The following is a 19,140-nucleotide window of genomic DNA, read 5'->3' as shown; positions in this document are numbered from 1 at the left end:
AAGAATTTGAGGTTTGGGAATCCAGCCTCTCACAAGAAAAGAAAGGGATTATTAGTGGTTGACGTAAATCGATTTAAAAGTATGCAAATCACGTTAGCTTCACCAAGTAAGGTTCGTTCATGGTCTTACGGTGAGGTTAAAAAACCTGAAACAATCAACTATCGTACACTCAAACCAGAACGTGATGGACTTTTTGACGAAGTCATCTTTGGTCCAACAAAAGACTGGGAGTGTTCATGTGGTAAATACAAGCGTATCCGTTATAAAGGGATCACTTGTGACCGCTGTGGTGTTGAAGTAACTCGTGCCAAAGTCCGTCGTGAGCGTATGGGACACATTGAGTTGAAAGCACCAATTTCACACATTTGGTATTTCAAAGGTATTCCAAGCCGTATGGGCTTGACCTTGGACATGAGTCCGCGTGCGCTTGAAGAAGTTATTTACTTCGCAGCCTACGTGGTCATTGATCCAAAAGATACAGACCTTGTGCACAAGTCAATCATGACTGAGCGCGAATACCGTGAGCGTTTGCGTGAACATGGTTATGGTTCTTTCGTTGCTAAGATGGGTGCAGAAGCCATTCAAGACCTCTTGAAGCAAGTTGATCTTCCAAAAGAAATCGCAGCTTTGAAAGAAGAATTGAAAACTGCTACAGGACAAAAACGGATCAAGGCTGTACGTCGTTTGGATGTACTCGATGCCTTCTATAAATCTGGAAATAAACCTGAGTGGATGATTCTTAACATCCTTCCAGTTATTCCACCAGATTTGCGTCCGATGGTTCAGTTGGATGGTGGCCGTTTTGCAGCGTCTGACTTGAACGAACTCTACCGCCGTGTTATCAACCGTAACAACCGTTTGGCTCGTCTTTTGGAACTGAACGCTCCAGGTATCATTGTACAAAACGAAAAACGGATGCTTCAAGAAGCTGTGGATGCTTTGATTGACAACGGTCGCCGTGGTCGCCCAATTACAGGACCAGGTAGCCGTCCGCTCAAATCACTCAGCCACATGCTTAAAGGTAAGCAAGGACGTTTCCGTCAAAACTTGCTTGGTAAGCGTGTTGACTTCTCAGGACGTTCCGTTATCGCCGTTGGTCCAACGCTTAAAATGTACCAATGTGGTGTGCCACGTGAAATGGCGATTGAGCTCTTCAAACCGTTTGTGATGCGTGAAATCGTTGCCCGTGAGATTGCTGGTAACGTAAAAGCAGCTAAACGCTTGATTGAACGTGGTGATGATCGTATCTGGGACATCTTGGAAGAAGTGATTAAAGAACACCCAGTTCTTTTGAACCGCGCACCGACCCTTCACCGTTTGGGTATCCAGGCTTTTGAGCCAGTTCTGATTGACGGTAAAGCCCTTCGTTTGCACCCGCTTGTCTGTGAAGCCTACAACGCCGACTTTGACGGTGACCAGATGGCGATTCACGTTCCATTGTCAGAAGAAGCACAAGCAGAAGCTCGTATTCTTATGCTTGCCGCAGAACACATCCTTAACCCGAAAGATGGTAAACCAGTCGTAACACCATCTCAGGATATGGTTTTGGGTAACTACTACTTGACCATGGAAGATGCTGGTCGTGAAGGTGAAGGTATGGTCTTCAAGGATGCGGATGAAGCTGTTATGGCACACCGCAATGGCTATGTTCACTTGCACACCCGTGTAGGTATCGCAACGGACAGCTTGGACAAGCCATGGAAAGACAACCAAAAGCACAAGATTATGATGACAACTGTCGGAAAAATCTTCTTTAACGCGATTATGCCTGAAGGACTTCCTTACTTACAAGAGCCAAACAACGCTAACTTGACAGAAGGAACTCCTGATAAATACTTCTTGGAACCAGGATCAGATATCAAGGCTGCTATTGCAGAATTGCCAATCAACCCACCATTCAAGAAGAAAAATCTCGGTAACATCATCGCTGAAATCTTCAAGCGTTTCCGTACAACGGAAACATCAGCCCTACTTGACCGTTTGAAAGACTTGGGTTACTATCACTCAACACTTGCTGGTTTGACAGTGGGTATTGCCGATATCCCAGTGATCGACAACAAGGCTGAAATTATTGAAGAATCTCACGAACGTGTAGAACAAATCAAGAAACAATTCCGTCGTGGTATGATTACAGATGACGAGCGTTACACAGCAGTTACAGATGAGTGGCGTTCAGCTAAGGAAAAATTAGAAAAACGCTTGGTTGAAAAACAAGATCCTAAGAACCCAATCGTTATGATGATGGACTCTGGTGCCCGTGGTAACATCTCCAACTTCTCCCAGTTGGCCGGTATGCGTGGTCTGATGTCAGCTCCGAACGGACGTATCATGGAATTGCCAATCTTGTCTAACTTCCGTGAAGGTCTTTCGGTATTGGAAATGTTCTTCTCAACTCACGGTGCTCGTAAGGGTATGACGGATACGGCCTTGAAGACAGCCGACTCAGGTTACTTGACTCGTCGTTTGGTTGACGTTGCCCAAGATGTTATTATCCGTGAAGACGACTGTGGAACAGACCGTGGTCTTGACATCCGTTCGATCACAGATGGCAAGGAAATGATCGAGCCACTTGAAGAGCGTTTGCAAGGTCGTTACACTAAGAAAACTGTTAAACACCCGGGAACTGGTGCAGTCATTATTGGTCCAAATCAATTGATTACCGAAGATATTGCTCGTGAAATTGTCAATGCCGGTGTTGAACAAGTCACTATCCGTAGCGTATTTACATGTAATACTCGTCACGGTGTCTGCCGTCATTGTTACGGTATCAACTTGGCGACAGGTGATGCGGTTGAAGTTGGTGAAGCAGTTGGTACAATTGCAGCCCAATCAATCGGTGAGCCTGGTACACAGCTTACCATGCGTACCTTCCACACGGGTGGTGTAGCCTCAAACAGCGATATCACGCAGGGTCTTCCTCGTGTCCAAGAGATCTTTGAAGCCCGCAATCCGAAAGGGGAAGCGGTTATCACAGAGGTTAAAGGTGAAGTTATCGCTATTGAAGAAGATGCTTCTACTCGTACTAAGAAAGTCTTTGTTAAAGGTGTGACTGGTGAAGGTGAGTATGTGGTTCCATTTACAGCCCGTATGAAGGTTGAAGTTGGTGACCAAGTTGCGCGTGGAGCAGCCCTCACTGAAGGTTCTATCCAACCAAAACGCTTGCTTGAAGTCCGTGATGTTTTGGCAGTTGAAACTTATCTTCTTTCTGAAGTTCAAAAAGTTTACCGTAGCCAGGGTGTAGAAATCGGCGACAAGCACATCGAGGTAATGGTTCGTCAAATGCTTCGTAAAGTTCGTGTCATGGATCCAGGTGATACAGATCTTCTCATGGGTACTCTCATGGATATCACAGACTTTACAGATGCCAATGCTGAAGTAGTTATTGCTGGCGGTATTCCGGCAACAGCTCGTCCAGTCCTCATGGGTATCACGAAGGCTTCCCTTGAAACCAACTCATTCTTGTCTGCTGCATCCTTCCAGGAAACAACTCGTGTCCTTACAGATGCTGCTATTCGTGGTAAACGTGATAACCTTCTTGGTCTGAAAGAGAACGTTATTATCGGTAAGATTATCCCAGCAGGTACAGGTATGGCCCGCTACCGTAATCTTGAACCACAAGCCATCAATGAAATTGAAATTATTGAAGATACTCTAGCTGAAGAGCTTGCAGAAGAAGCAGGTATCGAAGTTGTATCTGAATAAGTTACAAATAACACATCTCTAGATTTCTAGGGATGTGTTTTTGCTATTCGGAAATAAAGCGCATACAGGATTTGATCAGTAATTAACAAGCAGAATACTTTCTATACGATTTTATATTCGATATAATGAGTGTGAAAAAGGAAGTGTGTGCTTATGTATCAGGTAATAAAATTATATGGAGATTATGAGCCCTGGTGGTTCATAGATGGTTGGGAAGAAGACATTGTCAGTAAGGATGTCTTTAGTCGTTATGAGGATGCCTATACTGCCTTTCAAAAAGAATGGGTACGTTTGTCTGAGAATTTTCCCATGAAAAAGACAAAAAATGACACCTTGGCGGCTTTTTGGGATGAACAAGACCAGCACTGGTGTGAGGAATGTGAGGAATATTTGCAGCGCTACCATTCGCTTATGTTGGTGGAAGCTAAGGAAAACTTACCTGCTGGTTTTGTGAAGCCTCTTGCACCACCTCGTTTGCGTACTTGTAGGCTGAAGCTAGATAAATGTACGAACCATGAAGAAAAGGATTGACCAGTGTGTCAATCCTTTTTAGCTGAATCTGATAGAAAGTGTTTCCGTATCAAGCTCCACTTGCCCACCGATGGTAATGGTGAAAAGAGGTTGGGTATGGGCAAAATCCAAATCGTAGAGAACAGGAACATTTTTTAGAATAGGGTGCTTGTCCAAAATGGCCAGCAAAATCTCCTCCGTCATCTTGGTCTCTTTAGGAAAACGACCAAAGACAACCGCCTGGGGATTTGGATAGGCTTGTAGCAGGGCAGTCAAGTGACGAGCAATAATCAGATAATCATCGTCTTCCGCCTCTTCTAAAAATAGAATATATTTGTCTGGTCTGGGTGCGAACTCTGTCCCAGTCAGCAAGTTGAGGGTTGAGATGTTTCCGCCGATGGCAATACCGGAGGCTCGGCCGGGATTGTAAACCTTCCATTCGGTTGGGTAAAAAATGCGAGGGGCGTCTGGTAGGTACCAAGCGTCGCTAGACCATTCTGGACTGGGACTTAATTTATATGTGTTCTGAGTTACTGCATTTAGCCAAGATTGTGTTTGATAGTCTTGGTCTTGCACCATTTTGAAACTTGAATAGGCAGGACCCATGTAGGTCTCCATACCTGTCTTGGCATAGATGGCATTGAGCAGGGCAGTCGTATCTGAATAGCCACAGAAAATCTTCGGATGGCGCGCAATTAGGTCAAAATCCAGATAGGGCAAGAGTTCGTTAGAGTTGAAACCGCCAATGGTTGTCAGAATGGCATCGACCGACTCATCCGTAAAAGCGGCTTCCAAGTCCGCAACACGGCTGGCAATCGGAGCGGAATCGAAAATATCATTTTCAAGATAATGCTCAGAAAAAGAGAGTTTGAAGCCCAGTTCCTCTAGTTTTTCCTTGGCAGCTAGATTGGCCTTGAAGCCACCAATTCTTTCAATAGATGAAGAAGGACTGACTACGCGTATGTGGTCGCCTTTTTTTAATCTTTTCATAGGAACCTCCAAGCCTTTTGATTATTTTAACAAAAAAGTATGGAAAATCAAGTTTCCTTGCGAATAGATAGGGTGAGGAGGTTTTATGATTCAAGAAAAAGCAAGAAAGTTGATTGAAAAGGCGGTGGCGGATAGGGTCAGTGATATTTATCTGGTTCCTCGTGGTCAGGACTACCAAGTCTATCATCGTATCATGGACGAACGGGAGTTTGTGCAAGACTTGGCGGAGGAGGAAGTAACAGCCATCATCAGCCATTTCAAGTTTTTAGCAGGATTAAATGTTGGTGAAAAACGCCGTAGCCAGCAGGGTTCCTGTGACTATGATTATGGGAATGGCGAGATTTCACTTCGCTTATCAACTGTCGGAGATTATCGTGGTAAGGAAAGTCTGGTTATCCGCCTGCTCTATGACAATGACAAGGAACTCAAGTTCTGGTTTGAGGCGGCCGAGAGGCTTGCAGAAGAAATCAAGGGACGAGGGCTCTACCTTTTTTCGGGTCCAGTCGGCTCTGGTAAGACCACACTTATGTACCATCTTGCCAGGCTGAAATTCCCAGACAAGCAGATTTTGACCATTGAAGATCCTGTCGAAATCAAGCAGGAGGACATGCTGCAACTCCAGCTCAATGAAGCCATCGGAGCCACCTACGACAATCTGATCAAACTGTCCCTCCGTCATCGACCAGACTTGCTCATCATCGGTGAGATTCGGGATGCGGAGACTGCTCGAGCAGTCATTCGAGCCAGCCTGACGGGAGCTACCGTTTTCTCAACAGTTCATGCAAGGTCTATTTCAGGTGTCTATGCCCGTATGTTGGAACTGGGGGTCAGTCCTGAGGAGCTAAGCAATGCCCTTCAAGGGATTGCCTATCAACGCTTGATTGGGGGAGGAGGTGTAGTGGATTTTGCAAACGAAAACTACCAAAACCATTCCGCAGACCAGTGGAATGAGCAAATTGATCGCCTTTTTGCAGCAGGACATATCAGTCTTCGGCAGGCAGAAACAGAAAAAATTGCCCTTGGCTCGCCAGCGTAAGGTCATTGAGCTTTTTAATAATCTTTTTGCTAGTGGTTTTCATCTGGGGGAGATTGTTGATTTTCTTAAGCGTAGTCAGCTTTTGGCAGATCCTTACACTCAGGTTTTGTCGGATGGCCTTCTTGCAGGAAAGCCGTTTTCAAGCCTATTAGCGGATTTGCGGTTTTCAGATGCGGTGGTCACACAGGTGGCTCTGGCAGAAGTTCATGGTAATACCAGCCTGAGTTTGAGCCATATTCAGTCCTATCTGGAAAATGTCAGCAAGGTTCGTAAGAAATTGGTTGAGGTAGCGACCTATCCAGTTATCTTACTGGGTTTTCTGCTCTTGATTATGCTGGGTTTGAAAAACTATCTTTTACCTCAGTTGGAGGAAGGCAATGCAGCGACCGTGCTAATTAACCATCTGCCGACTATCTTTTTATCCCTATCTGGTCTGAGTTTGGTGGTGGTCTTAGCTGGTCTGGTTTGGTATCGCAAAACAAACAAAATCAAGGTCTTTTCCTGCTTAGCTGCTCTGCCATTTTTCGGAAAACTCATCCAAACCTACCTGACGGCCTACTACGCTAGGGAGTGGGGGAGTTTGATTGGGCAAGGTTTGGACCTACCACAGATTGTGGGTTTGATGCAGGAGCAGCAGTCGCAGCTCTTTCGGGAGATTGGGCAGGACTTGGAGCAGTCGCTTTCCAATGGTCAGAGTTTTCACGAACACATTAAGACCTATGCCTTTTTTAAGCGGGAGCTGAGTTTGATTGTCGAGTATGGTCAGGTCAAGTCCAAGTTAGGCAGCGAGTTGACAGTCTATGCAGCCGAGTGTTGGGAGGATTTTTTCTCTCGGGTCAATAGAGCCATGCAGTTAATTCAACCGCTGGTCTTTCTCTTTGTGGCCCTAATGGTCGTTCTCATCTACGCAGCCATGTTGCTGCCGATTTATCAAAATATGGAGTTATAAAATGAAAAAATTGTTGAAATTAAAAAAGAAAGCTTTCACTCTGGTGGAAATGTTAGTCGTTTTGGGGATCATTAGCCTGCTCTTGCTCCTTTTTGTGCCAAATTTGAGCCAGCAGAAGGATGCTGTTCAAGAGAAAGGAAATGCGGCTGTTATCAAAGTAGTGGAGAGTCAAATGGAGCTCTATGAATTGGAACATGATAAGGAAGCAACGGTGGAGGATTTGCAACAGGCAGGTTATATTACTGAAAAACAAGCGGAGCAGTATGCTACGGCGAAAAAATAAGGCTTTTACCCTGTTTGAAAGCCTACTGACCTTATTTGTTGTCAGTTTTTTAGCAGTTTCTTTATCGGGAACAGTGCAAACGGCCTTTCAGTCAGTTCAGGAAGAGATTTTTCTTTGGGAATTTGAAGCCATCTACAAAGACAGTCAGAAATTGGCTACTAGTTCTCACCAAAAAGTGAACCTTGTTGTCGGCGGACAGGAGGTGACGAATGGTTATCAGTCTGTAGAGGTACCCAGAAAAGTAGAGGTCTTGGAGGAAAAAGTCATTCAGTTTGAAGAAAATGGCGGAAATTCGTCTTTGGCCAAGATTCGTTTTCGGCTTAGTCAAAAAATAGTCACGTATCAATTATATATAGGGAGTGGTCGCTATAAGAAAACAGAAGAATAAGGCTTATATTTTGCTGGAAAGTCTGGTTGCCCTTGCGACCCTAGTGACTATTTGCAGCTTGATTTTATCAGCTGTGGATGCAGGTCGTAGGAGACAGGCTTGGGAATTGGAACAACAGGAGGTTCTCAATCTAGCACAGATGGCTGTTCAGACCGGGCAAGATAACCTAGCCTTAAACGGTGTTACAGTTCAGGTTCAACGAACAGCAGATAAGATGATTGTTTTCCACGAGGGAAAGGAGGTTCTATCGGTTGTTAAAAAGTAAAATTCCTGCTTTTACTCTCTTGGAATGCTTGCTAGCCTTAGTCATCCTTTCAGGTAGCCTTTTGGTCTTTGAAGGCTTGTCAAAACTGCTGGTCCAAGAAGCGCATTATCAAAAACAAACCATTCAAAAGGAGTGGCTGGTCTTTTCTAGCCAGTTGCGGTCGGAATGGGACCAATCGGACTTGGTCAAGGTTGAAAAGGACAAGGTCTATGTAGACAAGGATGGTCAGGCTTTGGCCTTTGGCAAGTCACGGTCGGATGATTTTCGGAAAACAAATGACAGGGGACAGGGCTACCAGCCCATGCTCTATCAGGTGGACAGCGCAGCTATTTCCCAAGAAAACCAGCTGGTGCGCATCGACTTTAGCTTTAAAAATGGGGAGGAGCGGACCTTTATCTATGCTTTTAAAGAAAAAAGTTAGGGCTGGCATCCTGCTCTATGCCCTCTTGATGCTGGCAGTTTTTAGTCTCTTGCTTCAGTTTTATCTCCACCGCCAAGAAGCTGAGAGTCGCTTGGTTCAGGTGGCAAGGCAAGAAGCGACGGCCTACATCATGGCTCAGATGGTCTTGGACCAGGTTGAAGAGGACTTGCAGGAGCGTCAAGCAGTTGCCAAGGAGGAGGTTAGCCAAACAGATGAAAAGAAGGAAGATGCCATGGCTGCTAGCCAAACTGTCGATGAAAAGGAGAAAAAGGAGGAACAACCAACTAGAGAAAGTCAAGAAACCGCTGAAAAACCAGCTCAAACTAGTTCTGAGCAAAGCAAACCAATAGAAGATAAGGGAACGGTCACTTTTCAAGAGGGGCAGGCTAGCTATCGTGTCAAAAACAAGCAAGTAACAATTATCGTAGCATTAGGGAGAGGAGGAATGTATCGCTATCAATTTCCGGTTAAAATAGTACCCGAGGGGAGTGGCTAACTACTACTTCCCTTTTGAGTGCAAAGTCTGTGAAATTTTGATAAGATAGGAGTATGAATTTTGAGAAGATCGAACAGGCCTACGACCTGCTATTAGAAAACGTACAGACCATCCAAAACCAGCTAGGCACCAATATCTATGATGCCATGATTGAGCAAAACGCAGCCTATCTAGCTGGTCAGCACGACACGGATTTGATTGTCCGCAACAATCAAACCTTACACGACTTGCACTTGACCAAGGAAGAATGGCGTCGTGCCTTCCAATTCCTGCTTATCAAGGCCAATCAGACAGAGCCTATGCAGTACAATCACCAGTTTACACCAGATTCTATCGGCTTTATCCTGTCATTCCTAGTGGATCAGTTGCTGGCTACTCAAAAGGTAACAGTCTTGGAGATTGGCTCAGGAACAGGTAACCTGGCGCAGACCATCCTTAATGCCAGCCAGAAAGACTTGGATTACTTGGGGATTGAAGTAGATGATCTCTTGATTGATTTATCAGCTAGCATGGCAGATGTTATGCAGGCAGAGATTTCTTTTGCCCAGGGCGATGCGGTACGTCCGCAGATTTTGAAGGAAAGCCAAGTCATTATCGCGGACCTGCCGATTGGGTACTATCCAGATGACCAGATTGCCAGTCGTTATCAGGTGGCTAGCCAGACAGAGCATACCTACGCTCATCATTTGCTCATGGAACAGTCCCTCAAGTATCTTGAAAAAGATGGGTTTGCGATTATGCTGGCTCCAAATGATCTTCTGACCAGTCCACAAAGTGATTTGTTGAAAGGTTGGTTGCAAGCAGAGGCTAATATCGTTGCCATGATTGCCCTGCCACCAAGTCTTTTTGGCAAAGCAGCCATGGCCAAGTCAATTTTTGTATTGCAGAAGAAGACTGCTAGACCGCTAGTACCATTTGTCTATCCTTTGCAGAGTTTGCAAGAACCTGAAGCTATTCAGAAGTTCATGGTCAATTTCAAAAATTGGAAGCAAGAGAATGCAATTTAGGTGAAAATCTGTTATACTAATAAGGAAAACGCTTTTAAAGGGGAATATTATGTCAAAAACAATTGCAATTAACGCTGGTAGCTCAAGTTTAAAATGGCAACTGTACCAAATGCCAGAAGAAACAGTCTTGGCAAAGGGTATTGTTGAGCGTATCGGTTTGAAAGATTCAATTGTCACAGTAAAATTTGGGGATCAAAAAGCTGAACAAGTCTTGGATATTGCGGACCATGTGCAAGCAGTAAAAATCTTGTTGGAAGACTTGCTCAAGCACAATATTATCGCAGATTTCTCAGAAATTACAGGTGTTGGTCACCGTGTGGTAGCTGGTGGTGAAATCTTCAAGGATTCTGTTGTGATTACAGATGAAGTCTTGAAACAGATTGAAGACCTTTCTAGCCTTGCACCGCTCCACAACCCAGCCAATGCTGCAGGAATTAAGGCATTCAAGGATATCTTGCCAGAAGTAACAAGTGTGGCTGTTTTTGATACGGCCTTCCATTCAACAATGCCAGAGGTAGCTTACCGCTACCCAATCCCAAACAAGTACTATGAAGAGCACCAAGTTCGTAAGTACGGAGCGCATGGAACATCTCATTTTTATGTTTCACGCGAGGCAGCAAAAATGTTGAACAAGCCAATCGAGGAAGTGAAAGTTATCACTGCCCACATCGGAAATGGTATTTCAATTTCTGCTATTGATGGTGGTAAATCAGTGGATACTTCAATGGGATTCACACCGCTTGCAGGTCCTATGATGGGCACTCGTTCTGGTGACATTGACCCAGCCATCATCCCTTACTTGATTGAAAATGTAGCTGACTTGAAAGACGCTGCAGATGTTATCAACGTTTTGAACAAGCAGTCTGGTATTCTTGGTATTGCGGAAGTATCGAGCGATATGCGTGAGGTCGAAGCTGGATTTGAGGCGGGCGAAGCAAAATGTACTCTTGCCTTCAATATGCTTGTCAATCGTCTGCAAAAATTCATCGGTCAATACTTTGCAGTCTTGAACGGTGCTGATGCCCTTGTCTTTACAGCAGGTATCGGTGAGAACTCTACTCTTGTTCGTGAAGCGGTTGTTAACGGTTTGACTTGGTTCGGTATGGAATTGGATCCAGAGAAGAATGTTCGTGGTGCTGAAGGAGATATTTCAACTCCAGAATCTCGCGTTAAAGTCTTGGTTGTTCCAACTGATGAAGAATTGGTTATTGCTCGCGACGTAGAGCGGTTGAAATAAGAAAATGTAGAGAGGTCGGTACTAGTTACTGGCCTTTTTTATAGATTTTTAGTTTTCATCAGTGCTAAAAGTTATTGGCTACTCGCTGGTGAGTGTGGTATAATGGACGAGCAAAGAAATTTGCACAGAGTAGGTGGTTTGCGTTAAGTGTATGTGGATGGGATGTTGCCACATAACGAAGCGTCAGCGCGGTAAACCATTGCATCCGCTGTCGAATACATACGACAGCTCCATTTTTTGAAAAAAGGAGCGTTTTTATGGAAAAGAAAATTCCAAAACTAACGGTGCAGCTGTTGGCTGCTATTGCTGTGACCCTTGCCTTGGTCATGATTGTGGAGAACTATTTCTCTATTCGTCTTTCGGATACCTTGCAGGTCCAGTTTACCTTTATCCCAAATGCTATTTTGGGAGCTATTGCCGGTCCTGTTTGGGCTGCTGTATTTGCGGCGATTTCAGACCCAGTTTTTGTCTTGTTTAGTGGACAGACCATGCTATTCAGTTTTATCTTGATTGAAGCGGTATCGGCTTTTCTCTATGGCTGGTTTTTCTATCAGAAACCACTCGATAGCAAGAAGAAGGCTGATTGGCTCTATGTGGCTGGGGTTGTTGTCTTAATTCAACTTGTGATTTCATTCGTTATGACACCGATTGCTCTTCATTTCCATTTTGGAACACCTTGGATTGTTCTGTATAGCAGTCGTTTGATTAAGGCTATTTTTGAAATCCCATTACGCATTGTCGTGACCATGCTTGTCTTGCCAAGTTTACAAAAAATACCTGAATTGGCTAGGTTAATGGGCCTTAAATAAGAAACTATCTAGCAACAGGTCATCCCCCTGTTGCTTTTTGTAGAGAGGAAATAATGAATTATCTAGAAATTCGGCAGTGGTTGTCTAGTCGCCCAGCCTCTGATTTAGAACATGGGGTTGCGCGTGTCAAATGGCTATTGGAAGGCTTGGACAATCCCCAGCTTCAAGTGCCGACCGTTCATTTTGTTGGTACAAATGGAAAGGGCTCGACCCTCAACGCCTTACAGTCCATCCTACAGGCTTCTGGCTACACGGTTGGTCGCTTTACATCACCGTCTATCATTGATTTTCGAGAGCAGATTGTCTACCAGCAGGAGATGATTTCGGAGGAGGATTTTGCGAGGATTGTGACAGACTTGCAGCCTTTGATTGAAGACTTGGACCAGACGGCTGGACTGGATGCCATCTCGGAGTTTGAGATTGTAGTAGTAGCTATGTTTGTCTACTTTACCCACTACCAACGCCCCGATATTCTCTTGGTGGAGGCCGGCATGGGTGGTTTGCAGGATGCGACCAATGTCCTTAATCCTCTAGCGGTAGTTTGTCCCTCTATCGGCTTGGACCATCAGGCTTTTTTAGGGGTGACCCATGCTGCCATAGCCCGTCACAAGGTCGCCGTCTTGCGTGAGAGGGTTCCGCTCGTCTATGCGACCGATTTGCAAGAAGTGGTGGCAGTTTTTGAGGAGCAGGCTCGTCAGCTTCAGAGTCCGACCTATGCGGTGGGGCGGGAGATTCTTTTGGAAAAAAGCAGAGCAGGCTTTGCAGTTTCAAGCCCTCTCGGTCGTGTGGAAGATTTAAGGTTGCTTATGCAGGGCCGTCACCAAGAGGTCAATGCCGCCTTGGCAGTGATGACTGCTCAGCTTCTCAGCCCTGATTTTCCAACAATTACCAATGAAACCATCAGCCAGGGCTTGTCCCAAGCCATCTGGCCGGGCCGCTTAGAGTTGATGAAACCAACTCTCATGATTGACGGTGCCCACAATAATGAAAGCATCGCAGTCCTGGCACAACTCTTGGAAGAAAAGTATGTTGACAGGGATATTGAAATCCTCTTTGCGGCCATCAATACCAAGCCAGTGGACCAGATGTTGTCCCAGCTTAGCCAATTTGGGCCGGTCAGCGTGACGACTTTTGACGATTTCCGTGCGGTGCATCTGAACGATTATCCGTCAGGTTATGAACGAGTTCAGACCTATCAGGAGTGGTTGGAGCAGGCGGACTTGGACAATCTGAAAAAACTCTACCTGATTACGGGGTCGCTTTACTTTATTACCTATGTGAGGAAGTACATTTTAGAAGAACTTGTATAGAAAAAAGGCTTTGCCGGGCATTCTACCTAGCAAAGTCTTTTGTTTTAATAGTTTTTAATCAAATCAACCGTTGAGCGGTCTAGTTTTTTAACGATAGCCTGCAGGAAGGCTTGAGCTTCTAAAAAGTCATCCATATTGTAGAGGGTTTGATGGGAATGAATATAGCGAGCGCAGACACCGATGGTTGTTGATGGAACACCTTGATTCTTCAAATGGGCTGCCCCGGCATCTGTTCCACCTTTACCGCAGTAATATTGATATTTAATACCAGCTTCCTCAGCAGTTGTCAGCAGGAAGTCCTTCATATTTTTAAGGAGAATATGACCTGGATCGTAGAAACGAAGCAGGGTACCATCACCAATTTTACCTTGGTCGCCATAAATATCTCCAGCTGGCGAGCAATCAACAGCGAGGAAAATGTCTGGATTGAACTTGGTTGTAGAAGCATGAGCTCCACGTAGGCCAACTTCTTCTTGCACATTTGCCCCAGCAATCAACTGATTTGGTAATGCTTGACCGGATAGGCTTTCCAGCAATTCAGTCACCATAAGAACACCGAAGCGGTTGTCCCAAGCCTTAGAAATAACATTTTTTCCGTTGGCAGTAAGGATAGTTTCATTTTTGGGAACCAGGACATCCCCCGGACGAACACCGAAAGCCCAGGCTTCGTCATAATTGGCAAAACCAGCATCGAAAATAATATCAGCAATAGCAGGCATGCCAGGAGCGTTAGCCCCCCGTGAAAGGTGAGGTGGTACTGAGCCTGAGATGGCTGGAATGGTACGACCGTCCTGCAACTGAAGAGTGAAGGCTTGGCTAGAAACAACCAGAGGATTCCAGCCACCTAGCTCAACAACACGGAAAGTACCGTCTGGCTTGATTTGGCTAATCATAAAGCCAACCTCATCCATGTGGGCAGCTACTAGGATACGAGGAGCATTTTCAACAGTCGTATCCTTGATGCCAAAAATCCCACCTAGCCCATCTGTTTCAATGCGGTCCACATGCGGTGTGATTTTCTGGCGGATGTGGTTGCGGACTTGTCCTTCAAATCCAGGTAAGCTTTGCAATTCGGTTACTTCTTTAATTTTTTCAAAAAGAGTCATTCTTCTTCCTCCATGACATGATTACTACTATTTTATCATGAAGAGCTAGACTTGTCTTGAAAATATAGAAAAATATGGATAGTATTGACAAGAACGCTTGAAATTTGCTAGGATAGAAATGCCCCTCAAAATAGAGAGGGGAGAGATTGTTAAGTGTGGGAAGCATTTATCGTCATTTAGTTTTTCTTTTATTACTTCGTTAATTCGCCTTGCCTAACTTCAGTTATGTCTGCGGCTCATTGCCTCGTACTAAAAGTAAACTAAAAGACTATATCACAGTTTTTCTTGTACCTTTGTTCGTCAGTTTTCTAACAGTTTTGTTTGAAAGATGGCTCAACAATCGTGACAAGTAGGCCCCAGGGGCAAAAGAAAACCCTCAACGCTGGGAACGTTGGGGGTATTTTGATTGCCAAGTGTTGACAAACATTTATCACTGTAAGACCATTCTATCTATTTTTTAGTCTTTTGTCAAGCAGTGAGAGTTCTTCTCAGCTGTCACAAGTCCAATGGCATTTTTGGGAAAAATCTGCGGAAATATGATAAAATAGTCAACATGAAAAAGAAAAAGACAGCCTTGCTAGCAGGCTTATTGGGGGCAGGTGTGCTCACCGCTAGTGCTCAATTTTACCGTAAAATCCAAGAAGACCGTAAAAAAGCACAGGCCTTGCAGGAGGTGCGTGACTTTTTCGCTGATTTAGGAGAGATTGCCACGGTCTATGTGGATGAAATAGCCTCAACTCGTGACCAGCTTATTGGCGGGGTTGTGATGGAGGCAGGACAGGTGTTTTTATTTGAAAATACCCAAGGTTCTATTCAGTACAGGGAGGAAGAAAGATGATTTTTCCAACAAATTTTGAAGAAGTGGCAGTCTTGATTGAAGATGGCAAGCCAACTGTTTTTCTATTTGTGACGACTTGGTGTGGAGACTGCCACTATATCAAACCACATTTGCCAGCTATCGAAGAGGCTTTTCCGGATTTCCGTTTTGTGCAACTGGATCGAGATGACTTTATGCCTCTAGCACAAGAATGGGCTATTTTAGGCATTCCAAGTCTAGTTGTTTTGGAAAATGGGAAGGAAATCGGTCGTTTTGTCGATAAGAATCGCAAGACCAAGGAAGAAATCATGAACTTCTTATCTGGACTGGGTAGATAAATTAGTAGAGAAGCTCTGCTATTCCCAAAAGAAAGGAAAAAACATGAAGAAATCACTAGGAAAAATCCTTTTAGCACCTGTGGTGCTGGGATTGAGTTTAAGTTTGGCACCGCTGGTTCAAGCGGAAATCCAGACGGATGTCATCAATGAAAAATGGGGCAAGCCAACACTGGTCTACGGTGGCGGTTTGTCAGATGCGCAGGCGACAGAGGTTAACAATCTATTTGGTATTTCGGATGTCAATAATGTTAGTCGTCAGGTTGTTGTCGGTGCCGATATGGATCAGTTTTTAGGTACATCTGGAGCGGACACAGCCTCCCTCTATTCATCTGTCTTGGTGCAAAAGCAGGACGCTGGCAAAGGGGTTGTGGTGGATATTAAGACGCCACAGAACATCACCTTGATTACCGAAACGCAGTATGCCAATGCGGCTATTACAGCTGGTGCGACAGATGTCTTGATTGACGTTGCGGCACCCATTCAGGTGACGGGGGAGTCCGCTCTGACAGGTGTTTACAAGGCTCTTGCAGCCAATGGTGAAACAGTTGATCCGGCTCGAACTGAAGTAGCTCAACAAGAATTAACAACTGTTAATGAAGTAGCGACAGCCCATGCTGGTGATGAACAATTTGACAGCTCTGCCTTGGATAAGGCAGTAGCAGAAATCAAGACAGCTCTTGCAGATTACAAGCAATCCAATGGTCAGGTGGCTTCTGAGGCTGACATCAACACCATCATCAATGATGTTTTGGCCCAAAACGGTTTGGAAAATGTCATCACAGCAGATGAAATTTCTAAGCTAGTCACATTTGCCAAAGCTTATCAGGAAACCTCTGCTATTGATTCGGCAGAAGTTGCTGCTCAACTCAACCAGTTCAAGCAACAGGCGGAGCAACAAATTTCAGAAGCCTATAAGAATTTACAAGATTCAGGGATTTTAGAAAAAATCGGTGCCTTCTTTGAAAATCTATGGAAGGGCCTGGCCAGTCTATTTGCATAAAGGAGAAATGAAAAAGAAATGATTTTTACATATAACAAAGAACACGTCGGCGATGTTCTTATGGTGATTGTGGCTGAAGACAAGGGTCAGCCTGTTCAGTTTGAACGCAAGGGTCAAGTGGCGCGTGTCTTCTTAGCAGAAACGGGTCAAACAGTCGCTTGGAATATCTTTGAAGCATCAAGTTTGGTTGAGCTTGCTGGAAATGGTCAGGTTTTCATGACAGACGAGCAAGTTGCGACCTTGAATGCAGCATTATCTAAGGAAGGTTTTGCTGAAAGCTTGGTCAACGACAATAGTCCGAAATTCGTTGTCGGTCAGATTGTGGAATTGGTTCCGCATCCAGACAGCGACCACCTCAATATTTGCCAGGTCAATGTTGGTGAAAAAACAGTGCAAATCGTAGCTGGTGCCCCAAATGCTGCCCAAGGATTGAAAACCATTGTGGCTCTTCCGGGGGCAATGATGCCGAGCGGTAGCCTGATTTTCCCAGGGAAATTGCGCGGTGAAGATAGCTTTGGTATGATGTGCAGTCCGCGTGAATTGGCACTGCCAAACGCACCACAAGTCCGTGGTATTATCGAATTAGACGACTCCGCAGTGGTCGGAGAGGCCTTTGATCCAGCTAAACATTGGAAGGGATAGAAAAAAGAAGAATTGGTCAATTTTGACCAATTCTTTTATGCTGTTTCAATTCTATTTTCAATAGCCTGTCCGATTTCTTCGGTCAAGGCCTGTTGTGATTTGAGTTGGAAATAAAGACTGGACAGGAAATGTTGAAGATTGAGCCACCGGAAGTAGTCTACTGGTTCTTGATTTGGAAAGTCCAGCTTGCTAATCCATTCCGTCAGCTCTTGGCTTGACACTTTTTCATTCAGCAGGAGGTAGACAGGGATTTGTGCCAGACGGATTTCCTCGCCAGCTGAGAAAACTTTACTTTGTCTGGTCAGACAAGTGACAATAGTTTGCCAGACTTCTTTGCTTTTTTCAGCGGGAAATTGATCATGACAGCTTGCGGCCAGAAGAAAATCTGCTCCGTGGGCAACGGTATGGATCCAACCGAGTTTTTCATCGTAGCCAGACCAGTCATTTTCAATCGCCAAATAATCCAAGGCCTGCTGGAAGAGTAGCTCACGGTCGTCAGTGCTTAAAAATGCATGATAAATAGACTCTGGCTCATTATCGACAGACAGCAGAAGACAGTAGAGCAAGCAAGTAAAACTTCGCTTTAGTGTGGAGCTTTCTAGGGAAAGAGGATTGGTTTCTTGAGAGAATTGTAGCAGCGACTGTGCTTGCTCCCTTGTGACCAAGCCCTCCAAAAAGATGTGGCAAAAACTAGCATAAACCAGTTCGTCGCGTATAGCAGGATCAGGATGACCGATGTTTTCTAGCAACCAAGCCAGTTCGGCATTGGTATATGGTTGGGAGGTCTGTATCTTTTCCATCAAAAATTCTTTCATAATTTTCGCTCCTTTTCTAATCCTTCTACGAATAAATAAGTAGGAGGATATAAAATGTATAATAAAGTTATTTTAATCGGTCGCTTGACGGCCCAACCTGAACTCACTCAAACACCAACTGGCAAAAATCTGACCCGTGTTACCATCGCTGTTAACCGCCGTTTTAAGACGGAAAATGGGGAACGTGAAGCAGATTTTCTTAATGTCATTTTCTGGGGCAAACTGGCGGAAACGCTTGTTTCCTATGGCAGCAAGGGTAGTCTAATTTCTATTGACGGTGAGTTGCGAACGCGAAAATACGAAAAAGACGGCAGCAATCATTATGTGACGGAAATCTTAGGACAATCCTTCCAGCTGCTCGAAAGTCGGGCCCAACGTGCCATGCGTGAAAATAACACAGGCGATGACCTAGCTGACTTGGTTTTGGAAGAGGAGGAATTACCGTTTTAAAGCAATATCGGTCCTAAGACCGATGAAGAGAGTTGGAAAATGGTCTATACTATAATCAATCCTAAATATTTTTCATATCTCCTTAAAAACACTGACGAAAGTTGGTGTTTTTTGCTACTTATTTTCTATATTTCCACCATTCTACGAGCATAACAATCAGTGACAATAGGATGACAACATAAAAGAAAAAGATGATGTAATGAGGGTGGGAAAAGAGAAGTAACCAGCCAAGCCAGAGTAGATAGGCGAACATTATTTTGCCCCAAAAACCTAATTTACGCTTTAAAAACCATTCAGCAAAACTTTCGTGAACGGAAAAACGGCTTTCTAGGTAATCTGTTTTTAGCTCTCTAAAAAATTTCATAAATACCCCCCTTAAGTTTTTAATAATAGTATAGCATAGTTTTGCCATAATTAACAGGTTGCGTTTCCTCAGTCCCTAGACGGATTTTAGGACCTAAATTCTCAAAGTAAGTTCTAGTCTAACGCCAAAACTGGAAATTAGACTGAGACAAAAAAATAAGCTAGAACTTACTATGGGACAAGTTGGTAACTAATAATGAAAAACA

22 protein-coding genes and 1 riboswitch are annotated in these 19,140 nt (G+C 44.5%); of the genes, 18 read left to right on the top strand and 4 right to left on the bottom strand.

Annotated elements, in window-relative coordinates; genetic code table 11:
• Positions 1-54 precede the first annotated feature (54 nt).
• Positions 55-3,702: a DNA-directed RNA polymerase subunit beta' gene (gene rpoC, locus C1G49_RS07810; RefSeq protein WP_105125248.1), complete on the top strand. Its 3,648-nt coding sequence runs from the start codon at positions 55-57 to the stop codon at positions 3,700-3,702.
• 153 nt (positions 3,703-3,855) lie between these two features.
• A complete protein-coding gene (locus C1G49_RS07805) occupies positions 3,856-4,233 on the top strand; it encodes a DUF1033 family protein (protein ID WP_105125247.1) in 378 nt (125 codons plus the stop codon).
• A gap of 18 nt (positions 4,234-4,251) precedes the next feature.
• Here C1G49_RS07805 and C1G49_RS07800 read toward each other — a convergent pair whose 3' ends face one another.
• The gene (locus tag C1G49_RS07800; protein WP_105125246.1) at positions 4,252-5,202 is read right to left on the bottom strand and encodes a S66 family peptidase; all 951 of its coding nucleotides are present in this window, start codon (positions 5,200-5,202) and stop codon (positions 4,252-4,254) included.
• Positions 5,203-5,287: 85 nt separating this feature from the next.
• Here C1G49_RS07800 and comGA point away from each other — a divergent pair, with 85 nt between their 5' ends.
• The 11 genes from comGA (at position 5,288) to C1G49_RS07745 (ending at position 13,403) form a co-directional block, all read left to right on the top strand.
• The gene (gene comGA / locus C1G49_RS07795) at positions 5,288-6,238 is read left to right on the top strand and encodes a competence type IV pilus ATPase ComGA (RefSeq protein ID WP_105125245.1); all 951 of its coding nucleotides are present in this window, start codon (positions 5,288-5,290) and stop codon (positions 6,236-6,238) included.
• Positions 6,150-7,187 carry a competence type IV pilus assembly protein ComGB gene (gene comGB, locus C1G49_RS07790; RefSeq protein WP_269088206.1) on the top strand — a complete coding sequence of 346 codons (1,038 nt, stop codon included), beginning with the start codon at positions 6,150-6,152 and terminating at the stop codon, positions 7,185-7,187. Before comGA ends, comGB begins: the two co-directional genes overlap by 89 nt.
• Position 7,188: 1 nt before the next feature.
• Positions 7,189-7,470, top strand: coding sequence for a competence type IV pilus major pilin ComGC (comGC, locus tag C1G49_RS07785; RefSeq protein ID WP_105125243.1), 282 nt, complete (start codon positions 7,189-7,191; stop codon positions 7,468-7,470).
• Positions 7,451-7,858, top strand: coding sequence for a competence type IV pilus minor pilin ComGD (gene comGD / locus C1G49_RS07780; RefSeq protein ID WP_105125242.1), 408 nt, complete (start codon positions 7,451-7,453; stop codon positions 7,856-7,858). Before comGC ends, comGD begins: the two co-directional genes overlap by 20 nt.
• The gene (comGE, locus tag C1G49_RS07775; protein ID WP_044688496.1) at positions 7,830-8,123 is read left to right on the top strand and encodes a competence type IV pilus minor pilin ComGE; all 294 of its coding nucleotides are present in this window, start codon (positions 7,830-7,832) and stop codon (positions 8,121-8,123) included. The genes comGD and comGE overlap by 29 nt, the downstream gene beginning before the upstream one ends.
• A complete protein-coding gene (gene comGF, locus C1G49_RS07770) occupies positions 8,110-8,544 on the top strand; it encodes a competence type IV pilus minor pilin ComGF (RefSeq protein WP_105114505.1) in 435 nt (144 codons plus the stop codon). The genes comGE and comGF overlap by 14 nt, the downstream gene beginning before the upstream one ends.
• Positions 8,522-9,040, top strand: a complete 519-nt coding sequence (comGG, locus tag C1G49_RS07765) for a competence type IV pilus minor pilin ComGG (RefSeq protein ID WP_105125241.1) — start codon at positions 8,522-8,524, stop codon at positions 9,038-9,040. Before comGF ends, comGG begins: the two co-directional genes overlap by 23 nt.
• Before the next feature lie 53 nt (positions 9,041-9,093).
• Positions 9,094-10,047, top strand: coding sequence for a class I SAM-dependent methyltransferase (locus tag C1G49_RS07760; RefSeq protein ID WP_105125240.1), 954 nt, complete (start codon positions 9,094-9,096; stop codon positions 10,045-10,047).
• Positions 10,048-10,096: 49 nt separating this feature from the next.
• Positions 10,097-11,284 (top strand): acetate kinase, encoded by a 1,188-nt coding sequence (locus C1G49_RS07755; protein WP_105125239.1) that lies wholly within the window; start codon positions 10,097-10,099, stop codon positions 11,282-11,284.
• Positions 11,285-11,407: 123 nt separating this feature from the next.
• A riboswitch (THF riboswitch) is annotated at positions 11,408-11,497 on the top strand.
• 44 nt (positions 11,498-11,541) lie between these two features.
• Positions 11,542-12,093 (top strand): folate family ECF transporter S component, encoded by a 552-nt coding sequence (locus C1G49_RS07750; RefSeq protein ID WP_105125238.1) that lies wholly within the window; start codon positions 11,542-11,544, stop codon positions 12,091-12,093.
• A 53-nt stretch (positions 12,094-12,146) separates the two neighbouring features.
• The gene (locus C1G49_RS07745) at positions 12,147-13,403 is read left to right on the top strand and encodes a bifunctional folylpolyglutamate synthase/dihydrofolate synthase (protein WP_105125237.1); all 1,257 of its coding nucleotides are present in this window, start codon (positions 12,147-12,149) and stop codon (positions 13,401-13,403) included.
• A gap of 44 nt (positions 13,404-13,447) precedes the next feature.
• Here C1G49_RS07745 and pepA read toward each other — a convergent pair whose 3' ends face one another.
• A complete protein-coding gene (pepA, locus tag C1G49_RS07740) occupies positions 13,448-14,509 on the bottom strand; it encodes a glutamyl aminopeptidase (protein WP_105125236.1) in 1,062 nt (353 codons plus the stop codon).
• A 553-nt stretch (positions 14,510-15,062) separates the two neighbouring features.
• Here pepA and C1G49_RS07735 point away from each other — a divergent pair.
• The 4 genes from C1G49_RS07735 to ytpR are packed head-to-tail and all read left to right on the top strand — an operon-like array spanning position 15,063 to position 17,306.
• Positions 15,063-15,347 (top strand): DUF4651 domain-containing protein, encoded by a 285-nt coding sequence (locus C1G49_RS07735; protein WP_105125235.1) that lies wholly within the window; start codon positions 15,063-15,065, stop codon positions 15,345-15,347.
• A complete protein-coding gene (locus C1G49_RS07730; RefSeq protein ID WP_105125234.1) occupies positions 15,344-15,664 on the top strand; it encodes a thioredoxin family protein in 321 nt (106 codons plus the stop codon). Before C1G49_RS07735 ends, C1G49_RS07730 begins: the two co-directional genes overlap by 4 nt.
• Positions 15,665-15,707: 43 nt before the next feature.
• Positions 15,708-16,664: a DUF1002 domain-containing protein gene (locus tag C1G49_RS07725; RefSeq protein WP_105125233.1), complete on the top strand. Its 957-nt coding sequence runs from the start codon at positions 15,708-15,710 to the stop codon at positions 16,662-16,664.
• An 18-nt stretch (positions 16,665-16,682) separates the two neighbouring features.
• On the top strand, positions 16,683-17,306 hold the full coding sequence (ytpR, locus tag C1G49_RS07720; protein WP_105125232.1) for a YtpR family tRNA-binding protein: 624 nt from the start codon (positions 16,683-16,685) through the stop codon (positions 17,304-17,306).
• A gap of 35 nt (positions 17,307-17,341) precedes the next feature.
• Here the strand turns inward: ytpR and C1G49_RS07715 are convergent, their stop codons facing one another.
• Positions 17,342-18,121, bottom strand: a complete 780-nt coding sequence (locus tag C1G49_RS07715) for a DUF2785 domain-containing protein (RefSeq protein ID WP_105125231.1) — start codon at positions 18,119-18,121, stop codon at positions 17,342-17,344.
• A 54-nt stretch (positions 18,122-18,175) separates the two neighbouring features.
• On the opposite strand from C1G49_RS07715, the gene C1G49_RS07710 reads away from it, so the two are divergent.
• Complete coding sequence (locus C1G49_RS07710; RefSeq protein WP_044680141.1) at positions 18,176-18,571, top strand: single-stranded DNA-binding protein; 396 nt, start codon at positions 18,176-18,178, stop codon at positions 18,569-18,571.
• Positions 18,572-18,689: 118 nt separating this feature from the next.
• Here the strand turns inward: C1G49_RS07710 and C1G49_RS07705 are convergent, their stop codons facing one another.
• Positions 18,690-18,935, bottom strand: coding sequence for a hypothetical protein (locus C1G49_RS07705; RefSeq protein WP_105125230.1), 246 nt, complete (start codon positions 18,933-18,935; stop codon positions 18,690-18,692).
• Positions 18,936-19,140 lie beyond the last annotated feature (205 nt).

The sequence above is a fragment of the Streptococcus suis genome (genome assembly GCF_002960625.1).
Classification (GTDB): domain Bacteria; phylum Bacillota; class Bacilli; order Lactobacillales; family Streptococcaceae; genus Streptococcus; species Streptococcus suis_T.
This window is presented reverse-complemented; position numbering and strand designations above follow the sequence as displayed.

Excerpts from the sequence above, each read along its gene's own strand:
- comGA (WP_105125245.1), top strand. The coding sequence starts at position 5,288 with ATGATTCAAGAAAAAGCAAGAAAGTTGATTGAAAAGGCGGTGGCGGAT.
- C1G49_RS07760 (WP_105125240.1), top strand. The coding sequence starts at position 9,094 with ATGAATTTTGAGAAGATCGAACAGGCCTACGACCTGCTATTAGAAAAC.
- comGC (WP_105125243.1), top strand. The coding sequence starts at position 7,189 with ATGAAAAAATTGTTGAAATTAAAAAAGAAAGCTTTCACTCTGGTGGAA.
- C1G49_RS07705 (WP_105125230.1), bottom strand. The coding sequence starts at position 18,935 with ATGAAATTTTTTAGAGAGCTAAAAACAGATTACCTAGAAAGCCGTTTT.
- C1G49_RS07735 (WP_105125235.1), top strand. The coding sequence starts at position 15,063 with ATGAAAAAGAAAAAGACAGCCTTGCTAGCAGGCTTATTGGGGGCAGGT.
- C1G49_RS07715 (WP_105125231.1), bottom strand. The coding sequence starts at position 18,121 with ATGAAAGAATTTTTGATGGAAAAGATACAGACCTCCCAACCATATACC.
- pepA (WP_105125236.1), bottom strand. The coding sequence starts at position 14,509 with ATGACTCTTTTTGAAAAAATTAAAGAAGTAACCGAATTGCAAAGCTTA.
- C1G49_RS07745 (WP_105125237.1), top strand. The coding sequence starts at position 12,147 with ATGAATTATCTAGAAATTCGGCAGTGGTTGTCTAGTCGCCCAGCCTCT.
- C1G49_RS07725 (WP_105125233.1), top strand. The coding sequence starts at position 15,708 with ATGAAGAAATCACTAGGAAAAATCCTTTTAGCACCTGTGGTGCTGGGA.
- C1G49_RS07730 (WP_105125234.1), top strand. The coding sequence starts at position 15,344 with ATGATTTTTCCAACAAATTTTGAAGAAGTGGCAGTCTTGATTGAAGAT.
- comGG (WP_105125241.1), top strand. The coding sequence starts at position 8,522 with ATGCTTTTAAAGAAAAAAGTTAGGGCTGGCATCCTGCTCTATGCCCTC.
- C1G49_RS07710 (WP_044680141.1), top strand. The coding sequence starts at position 18,176 with ATGTATAATAAAGTTATTTTAATCGGTCGCTTGACGGCCCAACCTGAA.
- comGB (WP_269088206.1), top strand. The coding sequence starts at position 6,150 with ATGAGCAAATTGATCGCCTTTTTGCAGCAGGACATATCAGTCTTCGGC.
- C1G49_RS07805 (WP_105125247.1), top strand. The coding sequence starts at position 3,856 with ATGTATCAGGTAATAAAATTATATGGAGATTATGAGCCCTGGTGGTTC.
- C1G49_RS07755 (WP_105125239.1), top strand. The coding sequence starts at position 10,097 with ATGTCAAAAACAATTGCAATTAACGCTGGTAGCTCAAGTTTAAAATGG.
- comGD (WP_105125242.1), top strand. The coding sequence starts at position 7,451 with ATGCTACGGCGAAAAAATAAGGCTTTTACCCTGTTTGAAAGCCTACTG.
- C1G49_RS07750 (WP_105125238.1), top strand. The coding sequence starts at position 11,542 with ATGGAAAAGAAAATTCCAAAACTAACGGTGCAGCTGTTGGCTGCTATT.
- ytpR (WP_105125232.1), top strand. The coding sequence starts at position 16,683 with ATGATTTTTACATATAACAAAGAACACGTCGGCGATGTTCTTATGGTG.
- C1G49_RS07800 (WP_105125246.1), bottom strand. The coding sequence starts at position 5,202 with ATGAAAAGATTAAAAAAAGGCGACCACATACGCGTAGTCAGTCCTTCT.